Below are 2,110 nucleotides of genomic sequence, written 5' to 3' on the forward strand. Positions count from 1 at the left end.
GGATAGGTCTCGACCGTGACGTCGCCGGAGAGGATGCCCTCTGAACCGGCCGTCCCCGCGTGCCTGGCCCTGCGCTCGTCATCGCGCTTGAAGAACTCGTAGCCGCAGTCCGGGCAGACCGAGTAGCCGGACGAGATGAGCGAGCGGCACTGCGGGCACTCCTTCGCCGGGGCCGGGCCGGAAGACTTGCCGCTGTCGATGCGGATGGCGTCCACCGGCCCATGGCGCAGGACGTTGCCGCCGAAGTCGAGGACGAGGCAGTCCTTCTTGCCCTCGCAGAGCCGGAAGCCCCTCCCGACCATCTGGTAATAGAGCCCTGGCGACATCGTGGGCCGGAGCATCGCGACGCAGTCGATGTTCGGCGCGTCGAAGCCGGTCGTCAGGACATTGACGTTCACGAGGTACTTGAGCCGCCCGGCCCGAAACTCCCGCAGCGTCGCGTCGCGCTGGAAGTCGAGCGTCTCGCCGAAGACAGCCTCCACGTTCGCCCCCATCCGGCGAAGCGTCTCGGTCACGTGGGTGCCGTGCTTGACGCCGCTGGTGAAGATGAGGCACGCCTTGCGGTCGCGGGTGTAGTCGAGGATCTCCCGGCAGGCCGACTCCACCAGGACGTCGGTATCCATGAGCGTCTCGACTTCGCTGGCGATGTACTCGCCCGCCCGGACGTGGAGCTCGCTCGTGTCGGCCTTCTCGCGGCCCGCCTTGCTGACGAGCGGGCATAGATAGCCCTGGACGATGAGTTCGCGGACGCCTACACGATAGCAGACCGCGTTGAGGATGTTCTCCGGCGCGCAGATGGGGCCGCTGGTCATGCGGAACGGCGTCGCAGTCAGGCCGATGATCCGCAGGGCGGGATTCGTCTCCTTCAGCCCTGCGATGAGCGTCCGGTACATGCCGTCGCCGTCCGGCGGGATGCAGTGGGCCTCGTCGATGATGACCAGGTCGAAGCGACCGAGTTCCGCCGCCCGCCTGTAGACCGACTGCACGCCCGCGACGATGACGGGATGCTCGGTGTCCCGGCTGCCCAGGCCCGCGGAGTAGACGCCCACTTGGTGCCACATCTCCGGCGCGACCAGGTGGAGTTTCTCCACGGCCTGTTCGAGCAACTCCTTGACGTGGGCGACGATGAGCACGCGTCCCCGCCAGCGACCGACGGCGTCCTTGCAGACGGTCGCCATGACGGGGGTCTTCCCGCCCGCCGTGGGGATCACCACGCACGGGTTGTCGTCGTGCCGTCGCAGGTGCTCATAGAGCGCCTCGACGGCCTCCTGCTGATAGGGACGCAGTTGCATCATGAGATTTCCACCAGGACGGCGTATTCGCCGGGTCTTCCGTTGCGCTGTGCATAGAGCCACCTCAACCGCGCATCGCCGTCGTCCATGCCCAGGGCGTCCGCCACGCCGTCGCGGACGTGCTTGAGCGCGGCGGCGAGGTTGTCCGAATCGAGCCGGCGCGGCCCGATGCGCGTCAGCCGCACGATGATCTTCCGCCCACCCGTGCCCGGCGGCAGCGGGGCGAGGGCCGCCCGGACGAGAAGCCGGGCGGCCTCGCGTGCCTCGCGCGCCCTGCGGGCGCGCCGCGCCCAGTGGCCGCGAAGGTTCGGCTCGGACCACGTGCGGATGGGAAGCAGCACCTCCGTCATCCGCGCCTCCACGGAAAATCTCCTCGCATTGGTTCGCTTTGCGCTGCCCTGCCACGCATTGCGCCGCCGCGACGCGCCTTGCCCCGCCAGCCCGCGCTGTGCTGGGTTATTCTTCCTTCCATGCGGTCACCACGAACTTTCCGAACGGGCCCTTGCACGCGGGCCGGAAATCGCCCAATCCGATGCGCTTGCCTGCGGCGTCGACGATGTCGCGCACCAGCACGGCGCTGATCATCTCGGTGTCGATGTTGACCGTGAAAGAGAGCCGCCAGTCGTGGAAGCACGGCCGGTGGCAGAGAATCCGCCCTCCCGTCGACGGAATGCGGACGGCGCGCGTGTCCACCGTCCACGGTTCCTTGTGCTCGATGGGAATCTCCAATCCTTCGATCTCCACGCATGCGGGGATCATCGAGGACTTCTGCGTGGTGATCTTGGACTTGCCCGCCTTGAAGAACTGCCCCGCGTCGA

The 2,110-nt window shown here is 67.7% G+C and carries 3 protein-coding genes; all 3 read right to left on the reverse strand.

Annotation, left to right across the window (positions count from 1 at the left end):
• On the reverse strand, positions 1-1,295 hold a 1,295-nt coding region (locus tag PLE19_23995; GenBank protein ID HPD18010.1), incomplete at its 3' end, for a DEAD/DEAH box helicase family protein.
• On the reverse strand, positions 1,292-1,642 hold the full coding sequence (locus PLE19_24000; protein ID HPD18011.1) for an endodeoxyribonuclease RusA: 351 nt from the start codon (positions 1,640-1,642) through the stop codon (positions 1,292-1,294). The genes PLE19_24000 and PLE19_23995, both read right to left, overlap by 4 nt.
• Positions 1,643-1,748: 106 nt before the next feature.
• Positions 1,749-2,110 (reverse strand): hypothetical protein (locus PLE19_24005; GenBank protein ID HPD18012.1); only part of this gene is annotated, 362 nt, incomplete at its 5' end.

The organism is Planctomycetota bacterium, from assembly GCA_035384565.1.
In the GTDB taxonomy this organism is placed as follows: domain Bacteria; phylum Planctomycetota; class PUPC01; order DSUN01; family DSUN01; genus DAOOIT01.